Genomic DNA, 18249 nt, shown 5'->3' with positions numbered 1-18249 from the left:
GCATGTGAAAAAATCGCATTGAAAGTAAAATCATATCGTTTTATACTGTTTTATAGGTAATTGGAGCCTGGAAGTAAAGTGAGGGAGAAATGCAAAAAAACACACATCGTTGTAGCGGCTTTGCGGAAGTGAATGGAACACGGCTCTATTTCGAGATGGCCGGGAAAGGACGGCCTCTGGTTTTGCTTCACGGGCACTTTTTAAATCATACTCTCTGGAATATGCATTTTGATGTGCTCGCACAGCATTACCGCGTTCTTCGCTTTGACCTGCGTGGTTTCGGTCAATCCGCTCCCTACCTGACGGAACCGCGTCCCTTTTTCTGGCATGAGGATCTGTGGCACCTCCTGCATTACTTCGAGTTGAAACCTGCCTCACTGATTGGCTTCTCGCTTGGTGGAAAAGTCGCGCTCGATTTCGCCCTATCACAACCGGATATGGTAGAATCTCTCGTCCTGGTCTCGACCGGCGTCAGCGGCTTTCACATCAAAGAGCGCACACGAGGAAAACCGCTTGAGGACGCTTTCCATTCGATCGAGCAGGCATTAGAACAAGAGGATCTTGAACGAGCAGCAGACCTCTGTCTGCGCACCTGGACGATTGGTCCACATCGCACGGAGGAGCAAGTCAGCGCCAGAGTTCGCAACTTTATCCGGCGCGGCACCCTGCACCAATGGATGAATCAATCCCACAAAGTGCTTCAGCCTCTGGAGCCAGCTCCACCCGCATTTGAGCGTCTTGAAGAAGTACAGGCTCCCACGCTCATTCTTGCTGGCACCCAGGACGTTCCGGCCAGCGTTGAACTGGCGGAAATCCTGCGCAAGCGCATCCGCAGGGCTCGCAGAGTGCTCATTCCCGACGCAGCACATCATCTGATCCTGGAACATCCTGAGCTGTTTAATCGTATCGTGCTCGATTTCCTGGCAACATACCGATAAACAGAAAAAGGAGATGTCCCACCTCCGAGACATCTCCTACGCACGTTCGACGAGGCGTGCCTTTTCCTTTCCTTCTTATCAGGGCTCTTCGACTCTTCTATATTTGCTGCCTTCGCTCAAGTTTGAGCGCAAGCATCGACATAACCAGCGCCATACAGACAATGAAGCAGAGCGCCAGGCGTAGCGAAGACGCCTCAGCCAGCCAGCCAACCACAACCGGGCCGCTTAATGACGAGACGTAGCCAACACCCGTGATTAGCGCTATTGCGGCTCCTCCATGCAAACGCCCGGCAGCTCCGATGACCGTCGGCGCGATGCCCGCAACACCAATGCCGAGCAGGGCAAAGCCCAGAAATGCGGTCGGCGTCGTGGGAACCAGCAGCGCAAGCCCTAGCCCTGACGCAGCCAGTAGAGCCGCCCCACAGACAAAACGACGCGGCCCAAGCAGAGCGACAACCCGATCAGTGCTGAATCGCCCGATGGACATCGTAAACGTGTAAACAGAGTAGGCCAGCGCGGCAATACCGGCGCCACTCTGCACCGTGTCACGCATATAGATTCCGCTCCAATCGCTCATTACGCCCTCGGAGAGGAAGGCACAAAAGGCGATGACTATCAGAATCAGTAACGCTCCTTTTGGGCGCAGCGAGGCCGTTTTGTCCCGCTTCTGATGCTGCTCTTCCGGTACAAAGTGCATGGTTGCCAGCAAGCCACCAATCAGCCAGACAATACTCATCAGGCCAAAATGGAGCCAGACCGGCATATTGATTGACGCGGCGCCCGCACCAATCAGCGAGCCAGCGACGCCCCCGAAGCTCCAAAAGGCGTGAAAGCTCCCCATCAACGGACGATTGTATCGCTGCTCCACTGCAACGCCTGCCACGTTGATCGCGATATTCGTCAGGCTGGACCCAAGCGCATAGACACCAAGCATACAGGCAAGCGCCCAGACGTTTGGCATCATCCCGAGCAAGGGAAATAAGAGACAATAAAAAAGAAATCCTATAAATGCGGTTGTACGAGATCTCAGGCGTACTACCAGCGTCCCGGAAATGGGCAAGCTGAGCAATGAGCCGCAATTGAGACCGAAAAGCGCGATCCCGAGCGTTCCCGGCGTCAGATGCAATTGCTCGCTGACGGCAGGAATACGCGCCGCCCAGGTGGCAAAAGTCATCCCGGTAATGAAAAAGGTCGTCGCGACCGCGATACGGGCACGGCGTGGGGTTTGCCTCCGGATGCTCCCAACGACGGCGGGCTGCTGCGCGAGAGATTGCGGTGTAGAGAGTACTATTTCTTCCATCACCACTTCGACGGTTTTCCTTTGACAAAAGTAACAACCGATCAGTATTCTCGGCAACGTAGCTCCGCCCGCCCGAGAAGAGCCCTCCTCTTTGCGCTCCTATGCAGCATTCGGCATATGTTCACCGGATATGGCTTTTCCCCTCTTCGCTTTTTTGTCCATCATTCCCCCTACAGCTCGTTTCCGCATGGAATATGAGCAGCGTAGAACGGCATCTGATCCGGGCTCACGGCATCGAGCAAGGTGTCCTGCATTTTGCCTCTTTTGTTGCAATATATCATATTAACATGGTAACTCTATACATTCAACGCTATCATCCTTTTTGCGAACTCTTTCGAGCAGCAAGACTTCATATGGCCTATCCAAACAATATCGGGTGACCTCCTCCCTGGCGCTGTTTTTTCGGCGCCAGGATGGAGAAGGCTACAAACACGTATTGCCATTTTTACAGGATGGTGCGGCATGTCGGGCTACTTCGCGCCTGGCATAGCATCGCAGTTGAACGGCGTACCTGGCAGGGGGATCGGTACCCGCTTCTACCTTCCCTGCGCCCCCTTCAGGCCGTGCACCGGCCAGGCTCGTGGTACAGCCTCATTGGAGCAGGGGACGCGATATGTACATTGAAACCGAAAAGAAGGTGAGACGGCTCCGCAAGCGCCGCATCGCCCACCAGTATCGCGTGTACCAGAAACGAAGCGGTCGGTTCTGAGAGCCGCTTTGTTGCATTTCCGGCGAGCAGGCTACATGAAAAACGTGGTTTGTCCGCCTGCTAGAACATCTGGGGATACGAGAGCCGCGCCCGTCGGACGAACCAATGCAGGATCTCAGGAAGCGCTTCCTCCCGCACAAGCTGCGCCACCGGGAAGCGATACAGGCGGCCATGACGCGCAAAGTAGATGCCAAACGAGTTGATTGCGTGCTGTTCGGGAGCGCCTGCAATCCCGCCCAGACGATACAACAGATAGTAGCCAAGCAACTGATCCACATATTCCCTCTTCACCCGCAAGTATTGCGTGGTCTTAATATCAATCATACAGTCATCGAGGATGAGGTCAACATCTGCACCCTGCACCAGAGCCGATGCACCAAAGCTCGGGTTCAGCAAGCAAACCGTCTGCGACGAGAGCTCGGAGCGCGGCACCAGCGCAAGCAATTGGCGTAGATCCTGAATATCGAGCTGCTGAACGATGCCAAAAGGCTGATGGAGCCTCCCCATGCGCACAAAGGGATCGATCTGCGCCAACAACAGCGCCGACCAGAGCAGCGCATCTGAAGGCTCGCCATCCTGCATATAGCGGGCAACGCGGTCCTTCGCCTCCGCGACGATCTGCACAGTCAGCGCGGCGATTGGAGTTCCGTAGGTCGCTTCAAGCTCGTCGTAGAGCAGCGTTGTTGCCAGCTCGGCAATCCAGGGCTGGGCGACGGCGTGCGTATAGGTTCGCTGCAAGGAGAAACGTAACAGGTAGTCAAACGCGGTTCCGACAAGGGCGTAATGGCGCGTGAGAGGAGGCGCGATCGGCTCTCCCTCCAACGGCGGCCCTGTGAACGGGAACGCCTTTCTCAGCGCGGCTTTCACATCCCTTTCGGCGATAAATTGGGTCAGGCTCATGCCCCACTCCTCTCACTCTTCACCCCTATTGGCAGTCTATTGTATCGCATCGAGCACCAGCAGTCGCGGTTCATACTGGCGTCGATGCTCCGGACAGAGCCAGAATATGTTTCCATCCGGCGTGATCGTCTTCGCAAGCCCACCCCACTCACAGGATGGGTCGGCCGCCTTTAAGAAGCTATGCAGCGCACGTAAGGCGGCCCCAACAGCCGGTTCAGCCCGCATAAAGTGCGGATCGGGCAATCCCCGTTCCAGCTCATCATATTGCGGCAATGTGGATGGAATCAGCGAGACAAGCTCTTCGAGCACGGCAAGCGGCTTCTCATAGGTTTCCTGCATCTGCTCGTTATAGAGCGCTCCCAATGCCTGCCCAAGCGGCACCCCATGCCGGAGGAATTGCACGACGTAGTGGAGCCACGGGTTCACCTTCTGCCACCACTCCTTCGCCTCGCGGACCGGGTAGCCCTCACCAATGGGATGCGGGCCCGATGGATGCTGACAGAGCAGGATCAGCCTGTATTCCCGGCTAACCCAATCTTTCGGGTTCCACCACCTCCGATCTCCACAGGTCAGGTAGAAGACGTTCGGGCACTCGGCCTCAAGCTGCTTCATCTTGAAATTCCACTGACGGGCGAAGTTGCGATTGAGCAGCTCCGCCATCTGCTTCAACTGCTCCCGAAGCTGCCTTGTCTCTTCCCGGCTAGCATGCACATCGCGAAGAAGCTGCTTCTGCCCTTTGAGCAGATCGTGCATAATGAACTCATCCGTACTCGGGTGAATGCCGTATAGCAGTTGCGATACCGAGACCTCCTCGAAGCTTTCGGGACATTCCACTGTCGCACGTTTCGCCTTCCATCGGCGCTCAAGATCCTCATAACGATGGTAGCGCGGGCACGGCTGCGCACCCGGCTGCTTCCAGTGGCAGATACAGGGAACCTCGCGCCGCATCTTGAGCCCTTTGAAGTCCGATAGAATCTGCTCGATGGTCGCTTTTAAGATGACGAAGAAGTTATGCGGCGCAATCCCCCAGACAAGCAAGCGGAGTTCACGCGCCATCGGGTTCAATTCGGCGCGAGCCTGATGGCCTTCGTGTTCGAGCAGGACGCCATCGCGCCAGTGCAAGCCGCGGGTATAGCGATGGGTACGCACGATAAAGCGGCTCATGACGCCGGGCGGCACCACTTCAAAGCGGTAGACCATCTCGACCTGCGAGAGTCCATCAGGCGGCGATGTGGGCCACGGATCAAGCTTGACCGGCGGCTCAAACGGGAGCAATTGCGGGATGAGGCTTTTTGTCGATACATTATCACGGCCCTCAGCCTCAAGCTGGTAACTCAGGTCGAAGCGCTCCATCAGCCGCAAGAAGATCGGATACAGGTGCGGCTCGTACTCGTTGCCCTCATCGTCTCGTGCCCAGATGCGAGGCAGATCTTCGTGCTTGAGAATACCGCTTGCCTGCCTGACGGCCTCATCGGTCAGCACGAAGCTGATTGCCTTTGTGATCCAGTTTGGCTTGAGCACGACCAGATTGCGCAGGATCATATCATCCCCGAAATACATCAGCTTGCCAAGCTCGTGCAGATAGGTTCCAAGCGTCCCCTGGGCAATTATCCGCTTGATGCCATGCGCTCTGGCGATATTGCAATATTTTTCAGCCGAGATATGGTGCGGCTTTGCTTTTTGGAGTGACTGTTCAAGCTGCGTCCAGCGCTGCGGCCAGAGCTGCCCAACGAGCGGCAATTTCTCAGCCTGCTCAAGAATTGCTGATTTCAATGCATCGATCCCAGTACCATCCCTGTTGCTGACCGGGAAGAGACCGACAAGCTGCTTGTAGGTCTGCTGATATTGCTGATAGTTCAGATCTGGAGCCCGCTCATCGGTATGCGTCGCGACCAGCAGAACCGGCGAGTCGGGCGCGTGAAGCTGGATCAGGTCAAGCCAGTAATCAAGCCGACTCTGTTCGACGCCTACACGCGCGTTCCAGACGAGCAGGTAGAGAGTGCGACGGCTCAAGAAGAACTGATGGGTTGCGTGATAGATATGCTGGCCGCCAAAATCCCAGGTATTGAGCATGAGCGGGCTTTCAGGGAATACCAGTTGCTCAACGCGAATGCCATGCGTGGTCGCCGACTGAGCCTCGAAAGCTTCAGCGCGTAGGGCCCGCAGGAGCGATGTTTTCCCGGTCCCGCCCTCACCGATCACCATCACCTTCGCCTCACGGCGCTCCTTGCCATCTGCTTGCAATTCCCGGAGAAAAGAGCGTATCGCCGAGGTTCCCTGCTCCACGATCTCCGGAGGCGGCATGAGCAGTTCATCTGTACCACGCAGCCCAATATCATCAAGCATCTCAAGGTTGCCCAGTTCTACCGGTAGGCGCCGAAGTTGTCGGTTGTCGCTTAGACTGAGCATCTTCAACTGTTGTAACTTCCCTATTTCCGCCGGCACCTCCCTTAGCTGGTTCCCTGGGAGAAACAGCGCCCATAACTGCTGCAACTCCCCTATCTCTGCCGGCACCTCTCTTAGCTGGTTCTCTGAGAGATTGAGCACCTCTAACCGCTGCAACTCCCCTATCTCTGCCGACACCTCCCTTAGCTGGTTCTCTGAGAGATCCAGCACCCCTAGCCGTTGTAACTTCCCTATCTCTTCCGGCACCTCCCTTAGCTGGTTCCTTGCGAGACTCAGCACCTCTAACCGCTGCAACTCCCCTATCTCCGCCGGCACCTCCCTTAGCTGGTTCCCTGAGAGATCCAGCTCCTTCAACTGTTGTAACTCCCCTATCTCTTCCGGCACCTCCCTTAGCTGGTTCCCTGAGAGATCCAGCTCCTTCAACTGTTGTAACTCCCCTATCTCTTCCGGCACCTCCCTTAGCTGGTTCCCTGAGAGATCCAGCTCCTTCAACTGTTGTAACGATCCAATCTCCTTCGGGTAAGTTGCAAGCAGGTTATCAGCAAGGGAGAGCTCTTGAAGCCCTCTCAAGTTCTGGATAGCAGCAGGTAATCGGGTAATAGCATTTCGGCGACTCTTATACGGCTCTTTCGCTTGTAGAGAAAAAGGCTTCTTGAAAGCTTCTTTTGTTCCATTAACGAATAGAGCCCCACCACTACCCAGACTCAGTGTCTTAAGCCTTTTTAGTTTGATAATCACTTCAGGGAACTCAGTCAACTGATTATTACCAATAGAAAGCACAGTTAGTTGCTGGAGATAGCGGAGTTCATCAGGAAGAGTGATTAAGAGATTATAATCCAGAATAAGGGATTCTAGAGCAGTCAGATGAGCAATCTCAGGAGGAAGTGAGGATATTTCATTGAAACTTACGTCAAGCACCCGCAGGTGTGTCAGCTCACAGAGCGAGGCGGGAAGCGTGGTCATCCCGGAACCAGAAAAGCACAATTCGGTCAGGTGGCCGTCTTCGTCGAACTTGGTGTCACACTGCTCAGGCAGGTATTCTTGCACGAGGCGCTCGACAATTTGCCGGTCGGTCAATGGGGTCGTCACAGCTAGCACATCCTCCACAAAAAGAGCGTAGAACAATATTTTCAGATGAGGCTATTATACACGCTCCTTCATCTCTTTACAAGTGGCATTACTTTTTTCCCCTTCAACTTTCACAGCGTCTTCTTCCTACGGCAATCGCTCTTTGCACCGGTAATGAGTATATCCATTCAGTACCACCAGCACAGTCTACGCTTCTGAAGCCCATATCTTCCGATTTTTCAGGGATCTGCTATAGAAGAAAAGAAGAGCTTGAGCGGAATCACATGGGAGCATTCATATGAGGCGAGGAGGTAAAGGCGCTTCGAAAGAGGTTGCGTTACTATAGAAGAATAGTTCCGCTGTCAGAATCATGCCATCGACTGAGCGTTTTCCGCTTCCTTGCTCCGTTGTTACACAATTTCAAGAACTTCTGTCGGAACTTTCGGCTATTTCTTCACTTCTTGCTTGACACCCCCCATTTTCACCGCTATACTACCGGCAGCCCGGAATTCAACCATAAATATAGACATCAGGATATGGAATTGATTACACGATTGCTTATTCTTGGATTACTCATGCAAAAGCCGCTGTCCGGATATGCGATCCAGATATATTTGCAGCGAGGGCAAACCGACCTGTGGGCCGGCATCCAGTCCGGTTCGGTGTATCATGCCTTGAAGAAGCTGACCAGGGAAGGGCTGATTGTCATACAGGCAACCGAGCAGACCGGCAATCGCACAAAGGTGATTTACGCGATCACCAACGAGGGGAAAAAGGTGTATCGCCAGCTCCTGCGCGAGAGCCTGGGCACGCCGTTCTTGCACTTTCCGACAGGAATTTATGCCGCGCTCAGCTTTCTGGACGACCTGCCAAGAGAAGAAGTCATACTGGCAATCGATCGACAAATAGAGCTTCTTGAACAGGCACTCACCCGCTGGAACGCGTGTGAAAAAGAGAACGAAGCCACTCTTCTGCGCTCTCTGGAACGGGTTCCGACCTACATTCATTTGCTCTTTGCGAACGCCCGTCAGCATATCGAGACCGACCTTCACAGCCTTCGCACCCTGCGCGAGCTTTTGCCAACCATCGAGCCGGTGCCGCTTCTCCCAGAAGATGAGGCATTTTAAGCGCTCGCACACTATTTTTCTCTTTCGTCCCTTCCTTTTTCTACTCAAAAATAGGGGTGCACCCTTGCAGGAGACTCACAGCCACCTGCCACGTCTCCCCGACTAGAGCCGATTCATCGGGGAGTCATATAGCGAGTTGGCAAGCAGCGTGAAGATGGTTTCCTCTTCTTGCATCAGCTCGTCGAGGCTGCGAGTCTTCTGCTTATCAATTGGCTCTAATTGTGGCTTGAAGAACTGCTGGATCTGCTGCTCGATTGTCTCCCGTGCAGGAAGAAGGGTCGCCATTTTGTTGGTGATCTGTGTTGCAAGTGTCATCATTTTTCAGTATCTCCTTTGTTGTTTTCTCTTGTTGGTAAGGAGTATACCGGGGATTTGTCGCAGGCATATCGCTGATTTGTCACAAATCTGTCGCGTTTGGGGGAGAGCATGGAAGCGACGAGAAGGGGAACGGATCCGCCCTCTCGCCTGCTGTATTTCTGCAATTCAGCTCGTCACCCACTCGACATGGTGCGCCTCAATCGGGTCTGGAACCTCTAGCTTGCTCAATAGCTTGAAGATGACCGACTCCGGCACGCCAGCCTGTCGCTCTCGATTGCGCTGAAGCAGCTTCTCAAGCGGCGTCTCAATATAGATAAGCCGCACACGCGCCCCATATGCGACAAACAGATCAATCAACTGAGCGCGAAGCATCCGGGTGACATTGGTCGCGTTCCAGACGAATGAGCGCTGTTCCCGCAGCAGCTCCCGGGCACGCTCCTTTGCTTGCTGCACCACGCGCCCCTGATCGTCCTCCGGAGAGACATGCAGCTCCTGACGCAGCGCATCAAGCGAGATGACAGGCCAATCCTGGTAGTGCTGCTGAAGGTAGGTGTCCTTCCCGGCACCAGGCAAACCAGCAAGCATCACTACCTCGCAGGTCGTCGCGTCGTAGGCGTCATAGGCCGGGTCGCGGCGCTCGCTATGAAAGTACTCGAAGCGGCTGAAGTCTGATGAGAAGCGGTACGGAGCCTCATAGCAACCAAGCTCAGAACAGAACTCACGAAACAGTGCCACGCGGTCCAGCAGTTCAGCCTGATCGTCACAAATGCGTCCGCGCACGTCTGCCTCGGCCAGCAAAGCCAGATGATCCAAACGCACACACTGACTCGCCGCCAGCAGCTCCTTCTCCTCGCGATCGAAAAAGTGCAGCGGCAGGCCATGATAGCGAACCAGGCGAACAATATACTCGCGCATGGTGAGGGGTAAGCATTCATCCAGGCCATCACCGCTCATCAGCAGCCGCCGCGCCAGGAGCCCCCCGCGACGTGCATGCCCCTTTGACGTGATGCGCCCGTTAGCTTCGATTTTCGTGCAAAGCGGCTTCGCGATATCGTGCAACAATGCGGCAGTCAGCAGGACGCCTCGTTCAGCTTCGGTACAGTGAAGCAGCTCAACAAGCTGCATCATCGCCTCAAAAACCATCCTGGTATGAATCAACACATCGCCCTCGGCATGAAAGCGAGCATCCTGAGGCACATCGTGCAGTGTCTGAAGCCAGGCGAAGCGGCTTCGTACGCCATCCCAACCGGTCAGCGGATAGCCGGGAAAGCTCCCGGTGAATAGCAAGCGATCATCCATTGTCATCACCTCCAAACAGCGATACATCCGCCCGCAGTTGGTTCGGCAGAATAGGCCGCTCCATCCAGTGACTACCCGAACTCAACAAAGATTGCAGAAAACCCGCCCGAACGTACTTGTAGCGCTCCTTCACAACCCCTTCCTCCTCCACCTTGATGTACAACCCCTCCATCAGGCCGCTGGTATCGGTTTCCTCCAGGACGCGCTCAAATTCCAAACCGCGCGATATACACAATTCCTGCAAGCGCCCAAGTGCACCAGCACCGATAAAGTGTGAGGGGCCGATCAGCGCAGGAAGCGGAGGCAGCTCCTCATAGATTCCTTCCGTCAGCACCTTGACCGAGACGATAAAAGGAAGCGAACGAAGCAGCTTCCGGCGCTGCTCCGTACTGAGAAAGACGGAGCGCGCGGTATCGTATATATCAAATTCCAGGAAGTAGTGAGGCAACTCAGTATAGAAAACGGTATGTTTCGCATACAGCCATTCTCCAAAAAGAATGTAGCGATCTTCAAGTACCTCATATAATTCCTGCATATACCGATACGACCATTGCTTGAAGAGATGAAACTGTCGCTCGCGAGGCCCACCCGTCAGAAAATGCCCACGACTTTGCAGGAATAGTTGACCATTCTCATCAAAGCGAAGCGCACAGTTTGCACCATCCATCTTTTCTTCAATCACAAGATAGCGTCCTTCCAGCTCACGCAGCGGAATCACATACATATCTTCATCGCCGCGCTGCACCCCCGAACCAACAAGATGAGGAGTTCGCGGATACTTAAAAAGGTCCATAACAGTTCCTTTCGTCTGACTACATCTGGCATCATCAACGAGGAAGCAGCATGGAAATCCATGGGAAAGGGCATGAGGAGCTGAATGAGGAAGAAATGAGCGCCTCAGAGGAAGTCATATTGCAGCTTCAGAACATTCGAGACACGCCATCGTACCGCTGAGGATTATGCATTTCCTCAACGGACAAGCCCTTCACAGGATGTTCCATGCCAGAGAGTGAAGGCATGGTTTCATGAGGTGTCTGTTAGTTCGTCTGCTCCATGTGCGCTCTACTCCGACGTTTTCGCGTCTTTTGTCAAGCATACCATAACATCGATCCAAAGACAAGCCTGATCCCATCCATACATTTTGACATGCAATGGTATAATATACACAGTACAACATTCTTTTCCTCTTTTGGGTGCCAGACAAGTAGATGGGGTCGCGGCGGTCAGGCTGCTTGCTTGCAGAAGCCTGTCGCGCCTCAGGAGGAAGGTTGGGAGGATGAAGGAGCACCACACGGAGCCGCATGACGGCCATTCCCACGCTCACATCATCATCGAGGATGCGCGCATTCTCGAACAGCGGCAGACCAGCCCGGGTCATGCCGTGCGAGTCACCGTCATCCAGGGCGGCATCTCGAAAAACGGCTATGCCTATGATGAAGCCGCGCTTCGTCGCATCATGGAGCTTCTAGAGGGCGCTCACGCCTATGCTGATCATGCCGGACCGGAAGCAAGCGGACGGAGCGTGCGCGACGTTGTCGGCTTCTATCACGATGTGCAGTTTGTACCCGGCAATCCGGCCCGGGTTGATGCAACACTGCACATCCTTGAAGCTGCCGACTGGCTCTGGACGCTGATTCGTGAGGCATGTGAACTCGGTCGCCCTGATCTCATCGGGCTCTCGGTCGATCTCTATGGTCACTGGCAGCATGATGATGATCTACAGGCGAAAAAGGTAACGGAGGTTCTTGCGCTCAACTCCTGTGACGTGGTCACTCGGCCGAGCGCAGGCGGAACGTTCCGACACATCATTTCGGACGACAGTATGTATCGACAGCAGGAGGAATGGGGAAATTCTATGGAACAGCAACCAATCGAAGAGCAGCGCCGTCAGCTTGAGGCGGCCCTTCAGGACGTCCAGCAGCAGCGTTGTGAGCTCGCACTTGAGCGCACGCTTCAGGAAAGCATCCTGCCCGCTGCGCTCAAGACACAGCTTCGCAGCCGCTTCTCAGGCCGCATCTTTGAACAGAGCGAGCTCGAACAAGAGGTCAGCAATGCGCTGCACCTGATGGCCGAACTCTCGCGTGACGGGCTGGTTCGTGGGAATGGCATCGAGAAAGCCGTGATCTCCGATGTGATCAGCGAGGCTGAGAAGGTACAGGCCGCCTTTGATCGCCTCTTTGATCTCGACATCGACACCGCACGCCTGGGCAACATCCGGCCCTTTGCCGGCATTCGCGAAGCCTATGCACGCGTCACCGGTGATAGCTCCGTCGCAAGTGGGCTCAGCAGCGCCTCAACGCTTGGTATGATTCGCGTCTCAGAGTCCGCTCCACTTGCTCGCCTGACTGAGGCGGATACCACCACCGCCAGCTTCGCCTATCTGCTTGGTTCATCGATGAATAAACGCCTGCTCAAGGACTATCAGGCCTGGCCCGCCGACTGGATGCAATTCGTTTCTATCGTGCCTATCAAGGATTTCAAGCAGCAAAGCCGCGTCCGCATGGGCCACTTCAATAGCCTGCCGATCGTGCCCGAGAATACGGCCTATAGCGCCGTCTCCCTCAGCGACAGCGCCGCCGTCTACGTGCCGCAGAAGCGCGGGAATCTGGTCTCGATCAGCCGCGAGACGATCCTGAACGACGATCTCCAGGCACTGCGCCAGATCCCCGCCAGGTTGGCAACCGCTGCCGCTTATACGCTTGCTGAATTTGTCTATAGCTTCCTCAGCAGCAACCCGACGATCTACGATGGAAGCCCGCTCTTCAATACCGGGAATCCGCATCACAACGCCAGCGACAAAGCATTGAGCGCAGAGGCGTTACAAAGTGGCGTTTCGGCCATGCGTGTGCAGACCAACACCGCTGGCAAGCGCATCGGCCTGCGTCCACGGTTCCTTGTTGTCCCGCCCGAACTGGAATGGCAGGCGATGATCCTGACACGCTCCGCCCAGTTGCCAGGCTCCGCCAACAACGATGTCAACCCGATGCAGGGCTACGTCACACCAATCATCAGCGCCCAGTTGAGCAATCCGGCACAATGGTTCCTCGTGGCAGATCCTCGCATGATTGATACGATTGAAATCGGCTTCATCGGCGGGCAGGTCAACCCGGCACTTTTCATTCAGGATCAGCCTACAAGCGGCCTGAACTTCACCCAGGACATGCTCACCTACAAGATTCGCCACGAGTATGGCGGCGCCGTCGTTGATTACCGTGGCCTCTATCGAGGCGCATAACAGGCGATTTCGTGCCTGCTCTCACCAACAGGGCAGGCACTCAGAAAGGAGATGAGAACACATGCTCAATCTGGCTGAACTCCTGTGGGGACGCTTCAATAGCGGCACGAGCGTACAGCCCGGCACCTACCTGACGCTGCGCACGCTCGCCTATGTGCAACTCACAGAAGCAAGCTCACTGCCAGCAGGTGGCACCTGGCACCGCATCTCAAGCGATACGACGCTGACTGCCGCTGACCTTGCGACAACGGTGAATAGTGTCCTGCATACGGCCTATACCGCGGCAAGCTTCCATGCCTATAATGCCGCCTCCGATGCTGTCCCGGAGCCAGGCCAGCAGGCCAACGACGCGTAAACCTATGGCTCAGATCATCAAGCGCGGCCTGCTTCTCGGCTTCAATGCAAGCAGCTATACGGCTATGGTCAGCATGCTGGATGGGAATGTCATTCGTGATATTCCCGTCGCCACCCACATGGACCCCTCATCGCTGCTCAGTGGCGCGGCCTGTGCCGTCCTCTTCTTCGATGAGAACAACCATACAGACGCGGTCGTGCTGGCTGTCTATCCACAAGGGAACTATGGCGTGCCGACACCGCTTCCCGGGCGCGTGACCATGCTCATTCCGCCCTACAGGCCGTATAATGGCACAACCTTTGAGGCCAACACCACGACGGTCGCTACCTTTACCGGCGGCTCAACAGGCATCCCGGTCGGCGTGCGGGCCATTCTTTGCTCACTACAATCCGCTCCGACCTCGGGCGCAGGCTACGTCGTGCTTAAACCAACCAACCTGACGCCAGACATCGGCATGGGGATTCAAACCTCGCAAGGCAGCGTCGCAGGCGTCTACGAAAAGGTCTTCGGCATCCTGCCGATGGCTCCTGATGGCAAGGTCAATGTACGCACCATTAACGCGAAATGTGCCGTTGTGCTCGAAATCACTGGCTATATACTCTAGAAAGGGGCTGATATGGAGATAGAACCGCTTCAGCAGCCGTCTCGCCTCGAGATCTGGGTCACGCGCCTCGAACAGACCGCGCTCCTGCTCCTGAGCTCGCTCGATCTTGAGGAGATGAGCACAAAAGAGCGCTTTGCAGCCGCTCTCAAGTGCATCGCGCTCCTGACACGCCTGCTACAGCGACTTGAGCGCACTGAGATGGATGCATCATTGCAGCGTGCAATGCGAGATTTACAGGTAAAACTGCGCACGGCAGGTCCTGTGACCTTGCCATAACACGCTCTGAGTCTGCTTTTATGACAGTTTGATGAAAAACATGGCATACTCAATGACAAACTTTTCATAGAAGCAGGCTCATCTTGAAACACAATGAAACAGAAAAACATACAGAGAAGCAGCAATCTGAACAGACGCTTCTTCCGGTCGCTCAGAAACAGCCCATCAACGAGCAGAAAGATGAAGAAACAGACATGTCACGATTCATACAGATAGATATAATAATCCCGGGTAAAGGGACAGAGCCAGGCAGGACAGGCTACCGCGCTCCGCGCATAGCAATTTTTGGACAGAAGGCAGGGACTCAATGACGAAGCATACACAACACACGCACATCGGCGTGGCCATCGCAAATACCGAACTGCGCCGGGCCATTATTCGCGCTCTGAAGGACGAAGGGGAAAAGGAGGTACACGAAATTACGCTGCTTTTGCTCGCGCAGGCCGAACATCCCGCCGTTCGCTGCCTGATCGCACAGCTTGACTTCCGTCAGAACCCGAGGGGGCTTGCTTGTATTCTGCGAGATCGCGGGATCGAGCCCATTTTTCTGACACCCTCTCTCGATCAGTACAAGCAGTGTCAGGAAAGTGGTATCGAGGCGCTTTCTATGCCTTTTCATCTCGTTGAATTGTTCGACGCCATCAGGCACACGCGCGCACGCCTGACACAACCAATCTTAACAAGGACGGTGATGCATGCGCGATCTCAGTGAGACCCTACAGGCCGCTATCCGCAGCACGCACCGCGTTCCCGCCCTCGCGCTCACCGTCGAGGATCGTGTGCAGCATTTCCCGTTGCTTCACGCCCTCGACAACACGGATGACGTGGTGCAAGATGCCTGCATCGCTGCCGACAAGAGCATCATTCGCGTTTGGGTCGATAACCCGCCCTCTGGCTCCATTCGCTGCACCTATCGCTACCAGCGCATCACCGATCCCACGCAGCTCAGCCAGTGGCAAAGCTCAACCATCTTCGGCAGCGGCACCGATCTCGATCGCGAGGGCGCATGTGCCGTCTCGCTCAATCCCGGCAACATCTTGCGTGCCTTCGGCTTCCGCACGCTCACGAACAATACATCTCAGTTGCTCGTCTGGACCTCAACGAACAACGGCCAGACCTGGAGCACCAGCCCCACCGTGATCGCCACCTTTAGCCCGAGCGCGAACATCAAGGGCATCTCCAGCGCGGGCAACAATGACGTCTTCTTCCTGCTTGAGACGACCGCCGGCATTGTGGTTGCCTTCTGCCTCTGGAATGGCTCCGCGTGGAGCGCGCCACAGCAGTGGAGCAACGTGCCTGCCCTCGCAACCTTCGCCAATGGCAGCGGGCTGGCCGTCGCCTGGCTTGGCGATCGCTACCATCTGGTGATCAGCACCAAAGTCAGCTTGCTCAACTACTCCTACTGGCCCGGCTCAGGACAGTGGTTCATTCACACCGAGATCCTCGATTCCAGCTATACCGGCACCATTCATCTCTTTCCGCGCATCATCTTCGATCCCGGTTCACAGCGCTACTTACTCGCACATATTCAGAACGATAACGGCGTGCGCTCTGGTCTGGTATCACAAACGGTGCGCGTGCGCAGCGCCACCGATCCACGCTACTGGAGCAACGGGGCCTCCTTCCGTGATGGGCTCCCCGGACGCGGCGTCTCGCTCGTCTCCCGGCCCGACGACGGCGTGTACCTCATCACGGCACGGCGCGTCTACCGCTCCCCCCACTTTCGCTATGAGGATGAGAATCAGTTCGCCGTGTTAACCAATGCCCTGCTGAGCTATGAGCGCGTCGAGCAGCTCAACCAGCCCGCACGCATCGAGATCACGCTTGATAACAGCAACGGGCAATGGAATGATCTCATTGGCTCTCAGACGCGCTACCGGCCCATCAACTTCAATGCCTCGCTCTGCCTCTACGAGGGCTATCGCACCAGCTCCGGCGACGAGATCGTACGTACCGGCACCTACCGCATCACGCAGATCGCTCTTGAACGCGCGCCCAACCGCCACCTGCTCAAGCTGGTCGCTCTCGATCTCTCTCGCCAGCTCGATCACGTCAATCTCCATCAAGATACTATTCCTGGCTTCGGCGCACGCTACATTATCACGCGCATCTGCTCACGCGCTGGCATCCCCGACCCTGATATTCCGCTCTCCGGTGGCGACCTTGATTCACCCATTCTCTCGTTTCTCTTGCCCACCGGCCAGCCCATGCGCGCCGCCCTCGATGAGATCTGCATGATCTACCAGCTCAGCTACTTCCTGGATCCCGACGAGCGCCTGCACTTTCGCTTCCTGCCCGCCGATGAGGCCCCCGTCTGGTCCTTTCAGCCCGAGCTCGAAACCGTCACCTTTACCAGCAACGCCGATCGCGCTAACCACGTGATCGTCTCAGGACGCGCCGCCTTCAGCAGCTCAGCTACCGTCAACGGCGAAGCCTACGACGAAGCCAACGTGCATCACACCGGCATCGAGCGCCTCGCCTATCGCGCCGATCCCAAGATCAACGGCTCGGACCGCTGCACTGCCGCTGCCCTTTCCCTGCTCAATGAGCAACGCACACTCGCGATGCAGCGCGTCCTCACCGTCCCCTATCACCCCGGACTCGAACCCGGCGACGTCATCAGCGTGAGCGACCCACGCAGCGCCTCCACTGGCAACGTGCGTATCGTCCGCCTCGATTCACGCTATGACCGCGCCTCCGCAACGTACGCTCATCGCCTGCACTGCTCCGGTACGTGAGGAAGGAGATCGCAATGTCATAACATTCAGCAGAAAACAAACAACTGAATACAAAGAAATATTGATACCAGCTCAATACAGACAGGAAGCCAGCTCATTCACCAACGCGTCGCACTCTCGCTTCTGTTTAAGGAGGAGATCACTTCGAGCGCATGTGTTTCCGTATCGAGCAGGGCCGGTGTCCCGGCTTCAAGGGCGCTCAATGGCTCAGGTCTGCGGAGTGTACGCGTCTTTCCAGGCATGGAGAGGCCCAGAAACATTGTTCTCCCTGCTGTCTGGCGCGGCCCGATTAGATGGTGCAGGTGCCCGGCCAGATAATAGCAGGATTGTAACCGCTCTACCAATGCGCTCACTTGAGTGGAACCCTGAGTCTGGCCGAAAAAGCCCTTGCTGATGCCATAGGGTGGTTCATGTGTGAGCAGGACGTCCAGCGAAGCAGGATCGGCGTGAAGCAGGCGCTCATAACGCACGGTTATCATGCTCGGTTCCTTGCTTCTCTGGTGCATCCGGCTGCTCAACACCTCCAAAAACCGCTAGCTTGATCCCATCGCATTCCAGCATCGCCTGGAGCATAGTGGAACAGGCCAAAGGGATCAACAGGAATCAGCTCCGTCTGGACACCACCCGAGAGCTTACGGAGCCATGCTATCTCATCACGATCGCCACGAAGAAAGATAAGTGGTAGAGATAGCCTCTGTTTTACGTCTCGAAGCCGCTGCGCTAGCTCCCGTTATGCTTTCATGACATGGAGAAAATCTAGCTCGGCGGGATCGTTGCCCGCGAATCGAAGGAATATGACAGGATAGCGGATCATGGTTTCCAGGCGTTTCACTCCAAAATCACCAGGCTGAACAATCATCCCTACTGGTAGGCGCCCCTGTAAAGCCAGGACAACAGCTAGCAGGTGATAGGCCCGGCCATGAATATCGTCGCAGAAAGCACCCTTCATAAGTTACTCCTTCTACTCTTTATTCAG

17 protein-coding genes are annotated in these 18249 nt (G+C 55.6%); 8 read left to right on the top strand and 9 right to left on the bottom strand.

The genetic code is table 11. The annotated features are described in order from the left end of the window. The first annotated feature begins 89 nt into the window (after positions 1-89). Positions 90-938, top strand: coding sequence for an alpha/beta fold hydrolase (locus KTH_RS07620; protein ID WP_497617588.1), 849 nt, complete (start codon positions 90-92; stop codon positions 936-938). 97 nt (positions 939-1035) lie between these two features. On the opposite strand, the gene KTH_RS07615 is transcribed toward KTH_RS07620, so the two are convergent. From KTH_RS07615 to KTH_RS07605, 3 genes are all read right to left on the bottom strand, one after another. Further along, the gene (locus KTH_RS07615) at positions 1036-2238 is read right to left on the bottom strand and encodes an MFS transporter (RefSeq protein ID WP_497623200.1); all 1203 of its coding nucleotides are present in this window, start codon (positions 2236-2238) and stop codon (positions 1036-1038) included. A 769-nt stretch (positions 2239-3007) separates the two neighbouring features. Continuing rightward, positions 3008-3847, bottom strand: coding sequence for a hypothetical protein (locus KTH_RS07610; protein WP_111325228.1), 840 nt, complete (start codon positions 3845-3847; stop codon positions 3008-3010). A 36-nt stretch (positions 3848-3883) separates the two neighbouring features. Beyond that, complete coding sequence (locus KTH_RS07605) at positions 3884-7342, bottom strand: leucine-rich repeat domain-containing protein (RefSeq protein ID WP_497617587.1); 3459 nt, start codon at positions 7340-7342, stop codon at positions 3884-3886. Between the two features lie 515 nt (positions 7343-7857). Here KTH_RS07605 and KTH_RS07600 point away from each other — a divergent pair. Then, positions 7858-8448, top strand: coding sequence for a PadR family transcriptional regulator (locus KTH_RS07600; protein WP_111325230.1), 591 nt, complete (start codon positions 7858-7860; stop codon positions 8446-8448). Between the two features lie 102 nt (positions 8449-8550). Here KTH_RS07600 and KTH_RS07595 read toward each other — a convergent pair whose 3' ends face one another. The 3 genes from KTH_RS07595 to KTH_RS07585 form a co-directional block, all read right to left on the bottom strand. Next, the gene (locus KTH_RS07595; RefSeq protein ID WP_111325231.1) at positions 8551-8766 is read right to left on the bottom strand and encodes a hypothetical protein; all 216 of its coding nucleotides are present in this window, start codon (positions 8764-8766) and stop codon (positions 8551-8553) included. A gap of 165 nt (positions 8767-8931) precedes the next feature. Further along, positions 8932-10065: an AAA family ATPase gene (locus KTH_RS07590; RefSeq protein WP_111325232.1), complete on the bottom strand. Its 1134-nt coding sequence runs from the start codon at positions 10063-10065 to the stop codon at positions 8932-8934. After that, positions 10058-10858, bottom strand: coding sequence for an RNA ligase family protein (locus KTH_RS07585; RefSeq protein WP_111325233.1), 801 nt, complete (start codon positions 10856-10858; stop codon positions 10058-10060). Before KTH_RS07585 ends, KTH_RS07590 begins: the two co-directional genes overlap by 8 nt. Before the next feature lie 483 nt (positions 10859-11341). Here KTH_RS07585 and KTH_RS07580 point away from each other — a divergent pair, with 483 nt between their 5' ends. From KTH_RS07580 to KTH_RS07555, 6 genes are all read left to right on the top strand, one after another. Continuing rightward, complete coding sequence (locus KTH_RS07580; protein WP_111325234.1) at positions 11342-13300, top strand: phage major capsid protein; 1959 nt, start codon at positions 11342-11344, stop codon at positions 13298-13300. A gap of 61 nt (positions 13301-13361) precedes the next feature. Beyond that, positions 13362-13655, top strand: coding sequence for a hypothetical protein (locus tag KTH_RS07575; RefSeq protein WP_111325235.1), 294 nt, complete (start codon positions 13362-13364; stop codon positions 13653-13655). Positions 13656-13659: 4 nt separating this feature from the next. Then, entirely contained in the window at positions 13660-14259 is a 600-nt protein-coding gene (locus KTH_RS07570) for a hypothetical protein (protein ID WP_111325236.1), read from the top strand. A 12-nt stretch (positions 14260-14271) separates the two neighbouring features. Further along, complete coding sequence (locus tag KTH_RS07565; protein WP_111325237.1) at positions 14272-14535, top strand: hypothetical protein; 264 nt, start codon at positions 14272-14274, stop codon at positions 14533-14535. A 307-nt stretch (positions 14536-14842) separates the two neighbouring features. Beyond that, positions 14843-15247, top strand: a complete 405-nt coding sequence (locus KTH_RS07560; RefSeq protein WP_111325239.1) for a hypothetical protein — start codon at positions 14843-14845, stop codon at positions 15245-15247. Continuing rightward, a complete protein-coding gene (locus KTH_RS07555) occupies positions 15231-17273 on the top strand; it encodes a hypothetical protein (RefSeq protein ID WP_111325240.1) in 2043 nt (680 codons plus the stop codon). Before KTH_RS07560 ends, KTH_RS07555 begins: the two co-directional genes overlap by 17 nt. Positions 17274-17371: 98 nt before the next feature. Here the strand turns inward: KTH_RS07555 and KTH_RS07550 are convergent, their stop codons facing one another. The 3 genes from KTH_RS07550 to KTH_RS07540 all read right to left on the bottom strand — a co-directional run bounded on the left by KTH_RS07550 (position 17372) and on the right by KTH_RS07540 (position 18222). Then, entirely contained in the window at positions 17372-17752 is a 381-nt protein-coding gene (locus KTH_RS07550; RefSeq protein WP_111325241.1) for a hypothetical protein, read from the bottom strand. Next, the gene (locus KTH_RS07545; RefSeq protein ID WP_497617581.1) at positions 17733-17861 is read right to left on the bottom strand and encodes a hypothetical protein; all 129 of its coding nucleotides are present in this window, start codon (positions 17859-17861) and stop codon (positions 17733-17735) included. Before KTH_RS07545 ends, KTH_RS07550 begins: the two co-directional genes overlap by 20 nt. 142 nt (positions 17862-18003) lie before the next feature. Then, positions 18004-18222, bottom strand: a complete 219-nt coding sequence (locus tag KTH_RS07540; protein WP_111325242.1) for a hypothetical protein — start codon at positions 18220-18222, stop codon at positions 18004-18006. Positions 18223-18249 lie beyond the last annotated feature (27 nt).

Source organism: Thermosporothrix sp. COM3, from assembly GCF_059696735.1.
The sequence above is the reverse complement of the archived record's forward strand: the minus strand, read 5'-3'. Positions and strand labels throughout refer to the sequence as shown.